Source organism: Nocardioides dubius (assembly GCF_039528155.1).
GTDB lineage: Bacteria > Actinomycetota > Actinomycetes > Propionibacteriales > Nocardioidaceae > Nocardioides > Nocardioides dubius.
The window spans coordinates 54276-57950 of the sequence record NZ_BAAALG010000005.1; the positions used below are offsets into that span (position 1 = coordinate 54276).

Below are 3675 nucleotides of genomic sequence, written 5' to 3' on the forward strand. Positions count from 1 at the left end.
CGGCGGAGATCCAGGTGCCGCCTACGCCTGCGACCGGGTGCCCAAGGTGAGCAGCACCGGGCCGGTGGGCGGGGCGGTGAGGTCGCCGATCGTGAACGGGTCGAGGGTGGCGAAGAACGCCTCCTGCGCCTGGCGCAGCACCCCCCGCAAGCGGCAGGAGTGCCGCAGCGGACAGGGGTTGTCACCCTCGCAGGTGATCACCTCGTCGGCGCCCTCCAACGCCCGCACGAGTGCCCCGATCGACATCGCACGCCCCTGCTCAGTGATCCACAGGCCACCCGCGCGGCCACGACGGGTCTCGACGACACCGAGGGCCTGAAGCCTGGCGACCACCTTGGTGGCGTGCGCATAGGAGACCGCGACCTGCTCAGCGACGGCCTGGGTGGTGAGCGACTCGCCCTCCTCGAGGACGGTGAGCCGCATCATCACCCGAAGACCGAGGTCGGTGAACTTCGTGAGCTCCATGAGCCCACGGTAGTTAATTTAGAATCTCAAATGCAAAATAAAACGCTGTGGCGTCGAGCACGCGCCACGCCGCGACTCAGGTCTCAATGCTGGCACCGGCCAGATAGGAGCGCAGCGTCTCCCGGCTGGCACTGAGGCAGGCGATCCGCTCATCGAGCGCCGCCACCTCGTCGGTGAGCATGTCGGCGAAGGCGCGCGTGCAGCTCGCCGACCAGGACGGCTTCTCCATGTCGAAGAGCACGTGGATCAAGCGGGTCGGCACCCCGGCGGTGATGTGGTTGCGGATCCTTCGCACCCGATCGACGTCCGCCTCGCCGTAGACGCGGTAGCCGTTCGGCTCGCGCTCGGGCTCCAGCAGGCCCTGGGCCTCGTAGTAGCGGATCATCCGGGTGGGCACGCCGGTCGCGTTGGCGACGTCGCCGATCTTCATGCCGCCACATTCCTTGACATTCCTATCAATGTCAAGGTTTACGTTCCCAGCATGACCTCTCCACGATTCCCCTGGACGCCGATCCTCGCCCTCACCCTCGGCACGCTCTGGACGGTGACCGCCGAGCTGATCCCCGCCGGCCTGCTCCTGGACATCAGTCACGACACGGACGTCTCGCCCAGCCGGGTCGGCCTCCTGGTCACCGCATGGGGCGTCGCCATCGCCGCACTCAGCATCCCCCTGACGCGGGCGACCCGACGCCTCGATCGACGTCACCTGCTGGTCGGCTCGCTCGCCGGAACCGGCCTGGCCACGGTGCTCACCTCGCTGGCGCCCAGCTACGAGATCCTCCTCGCCGCGCGGGTCGCCGCGGCCGCCGGACACGGCCTGTTCTGGGCGAGCGTCGTGGTCTCCGCCGTCTCGCTGGTCGCCGAGCAGCACTCCTCCCGCGCGGTGGCGCTCGTGGTCGCCGGACCGACCGTGGCGGCAGTCGCCGCGATCCCGGCCGCGACCGCGCTCGGCGAGAGGCTCGGCTGGCGCCCTGCCTTCGCCCTGGTCGGCATGCTCACCCTCGCGACGGCGGCACTGCTCGCCGCGACCCTGCCCCGGATGGCCGCCGCACCCGAGGGGCCGCCCGGACTCCGCGACCCGAGCACCGCAGCGGTGGTGCGCACGGCGGTGCTCGGCGCCCTGATCCTCGTCGCCCACTTCCTGGCCTTCACCTTCATCGCCCCGCTCCTGGGCGGCCACACCAGCCTGGCGCTCCTGGTCTTCGGCGCCGCCGGCGTCCTGGGACTCCTGGTCGCGCCCGCCGCCTCGCGGCGCTACCCGGAGAGCGGGCTCGCGATCACCGCCTTCGCACTCGCGGCCTCGCTGCTCCTGGTTGCCCTCGCCCGCCACGACGTCGCGACAGCCCTGCTGGCGGTCGGGCTCTGGGGTGGCGTGATCGGGGCACTGCCGGTGATCTTCCAGGTCCGACTGCTCGCGCTCGCCTCCGAGGCGTTCCGCCCGACCGCGGGGGCGGTGATGGTGGTCGCGCTCAACCTGGGCGTCGCCGTCGGTGCCGCGCTGGGCGGCCTCGTCCACCAGCAGGCCGGGGCCGCTCCGCTGCCGATCATCGCCGCCGGACTCGCCCTGGCCGCCGCCGTCGCGCTGGCCCGGCGGACCACGGCCCCTTCCCAGGAGAAGCGCCCCGTCGCGCCGGCGCTCTCCCACGCCGAGTGACGGCGGACGACGAGCGGCCGGCCCGCAGCGCCGCGCCTGCCACAGCGCAGCGCAGCGCAGCGCAGGCAAGCGCCGCACGCGACAGCCGACCGCCTCAGTCCGGTCGCCGATGATGCGACCACAGGGCGAGCACCGAGCCCAGCAAGGAGAGAGCACCCAGGCCGACGCCGCCCCAGGCCACCGGGCGCAGGTGCGAGCGCTCCTGCAGGCAGGCGTCGTACTGCTCACTGCCGCCGTAGCCGCCGTCGTCGCCGGCCTCCAGGAACGGCGAGCCACAGGTGAAGCTCTCGTTGTCCCAGTGCCCGCCGACCGGCGTGAAGCCCACGAACAGCCCGGCGACCAGCAGGATCGAGCCGACCAGCAGCGGGACGCCGACGCAGGCCCAGTGGTCCTTTGCGGTGGGCTCGTGGTCCTCCATGACGTGATGTTGCCAGCGGCGCACCACCCGCGCACGCGTGCAGGCACGAGTTACGCAGTATTGGTGAGGCTCCGCCGTCAGCGCGCGGGCTCGGGCCGCGCCACACCCAGCCGACGCAGGTGAGCGATCCCGGCGAGCGCCTCCTCGCGACGCGCCTTCTTCCCGGCCAGCGGGGCGACCAGCAGCAGCTCGTCCCGCTCGACGTCGTCACGGAACCAGGTGATCCGCTCGTGCGCCCAGGGCGCCACCTCGCGCAGCTCGGCCAGGGCGTCCGGCTCCGGAAGGTCCACCCGGCGCACCACCGCCTGGCTCTCCGGGTCGATCCTGACCAGGTCGAGCGGGACGCCGCCGATCTCGCAGGTGGCGACGAACCGGGCCTGGGTCAGGTCGAGCGCCCAGTCGGTCTCCGCATAGAACGCGGCGCGGGCCTCGTCGAACGCTGCCTGCATCGCCGGGCTGACCATCGCTGCCGGAGCACGGTTCAGCTTGATGCTGGTGATCCGCCCACGGACCCGGACCCGCCGCAGGAAGAAGGACCAGCAGAGCACCAGCGCGTTCGCCTGCAGCCCGTCGACGACGACGTCCTCGAGGACGGTCGGCCCCAGCTGGGAGTTGACCAGCGAGCAGTCGGTGAGCCGGACGTCGCTGACCCGGCTCATCCGCTCGGGCCGCGTGACGCCGGAGAGCGTGCAGTTGTCGAACGTGCAGTCGCTGACGTCGAGGTCGCGGAACTGCGATCCGCCCTTGTCGTGCACCATCCGGAACGTCTCACTGTGGAAGGCGGCGGTATCGATGATGGGCACCGGCCAAGGATGACAGGCCCGGGCCGGAGGGCGGATGCGGAACTCCCAAGAGCGCCGCCAATTGTGGCGATGCGCCGAGGGCGGTTGCGGACGTAGGTTGCGCGCAGGGCCCGGCCGGGGTCCCGGGAGCTGCCTCGACCGTGCGTTCATCCACTCACCACGAGGAGACAGCGATGTTCATCCAGATGATTCAAGGCCCCTGCACCCGGCAGGGTGAGGCCCGTCGGCTGCTCGACAGCTGGCACCGCGACCTCGCACCCGGCGCGACCGGTTGGCTGGGCGGCACCCACGGCTTCACCGACGACGGTCAGCTGATCGGTGTCATCCGCTTCACC

The 3675-nt window shown here is 71.6% G+C and carries 5 protein-coding genes; 1 reads left to right on the plus strand and 4 read right to left on the minus strand.

Annotated features, from left to right (window positions below; translation table 11 throughout):
• Positions 1–21 precede the first annotated feature (21 nt).
• A complete protein-coding gene (locus ABD151_RS07110) occupies positions 22–465 on the minus strand; it encodes an RrF2 family transcriptional regulator (protein ID WP_343992741.1) in 444 nt (147 codons plus the stop codon).
• A 76-nt stretch (positions 466–541) separates the two neighbouring features.
• Entirely contained in the window at positions 542–895 is a 354-nt protein-coding gene (locus ABD151_RS07115) for a MerR family transcriptional regulator (RefSeq protein ID WP_343992743.1), read from the minus strand.
• 51 nt (positions 896–946) lie between these two features.
• Between ABD151_RS07115 and ABD151_RS07120 the strand changes: the two genes are divergently transcribed.
• Positions 947–2119: an MFS transporter gene (locus ABD151_RS07120; protein WP_343992745.1), complete on the plus strand. Its 1173-nt coding sequence runs from the start codon at positions 947–949 to the stop codon at positions 2117–2119.
• A 94-nt stretch (positions 2120–2213) separates the two neighbouring features.
• Here ABD151_RS07120 and ABD151_RS07125 read toward each other — a convergent pair whose 3' ends face one another.
• Positions 2214–2537 (minus strand): hypothetical protein, encoded by a 324-nt coding sequence (locus ABD151_RS07125; protein WP_343992747.1) that lies wholly within the window; start codon positions 2535–2537, stop codon positions 2214–2216.
• Positions 2538–2614: 77 nt separating this feature from the next.
• Positions 2615–3340 carry a hypothetical protein gene (locus tag ABD151_RS07130; protein ID WP_343992749.1) on the minus strand — a complete coding sequence of 242 codons (726 nt, stop codon included), beginning with the start codon at positions 3338–3340 and terminating at the stop codon, positions 2615–2617.
• Positions 3341–3675 lie beyond the last annotated feature (335 nt).

What these genes read in the sequence shown, in the direction of transcription:
- ABD151_RS07120 (WP_343992745.1), top strand. Translation starts at nt 947, where the DNA reads ATGACCTCTCCACGATTCCCCTGGACGCCGATCCTCGCCCTCACCCTC.
- ABD151_RS07125 (WP_343992747.1), bottom strand. Translation starts at nt 2,537, where the DNA reads ATGGAGGACCACGAGCCCACCGCAAAGGACCACTGGGCCTGCGTCGGC.
- ABD151_RS07115 (WP_343992743.1), bottom strand. Translation starts at nt 895, where the DNA reads ATGAAGATCGGCGACGTCGCCAACGCGACCGGCGTGCCCACCCGGATG.
- ABD151_RS07110 (WP_343992741.1), bottom strand. Translation starts at nt 465, where the DNA reads ATGGAGCTCACGAAGTTCACCGACCTCGGTCTTCGGGTGATGATGCGG.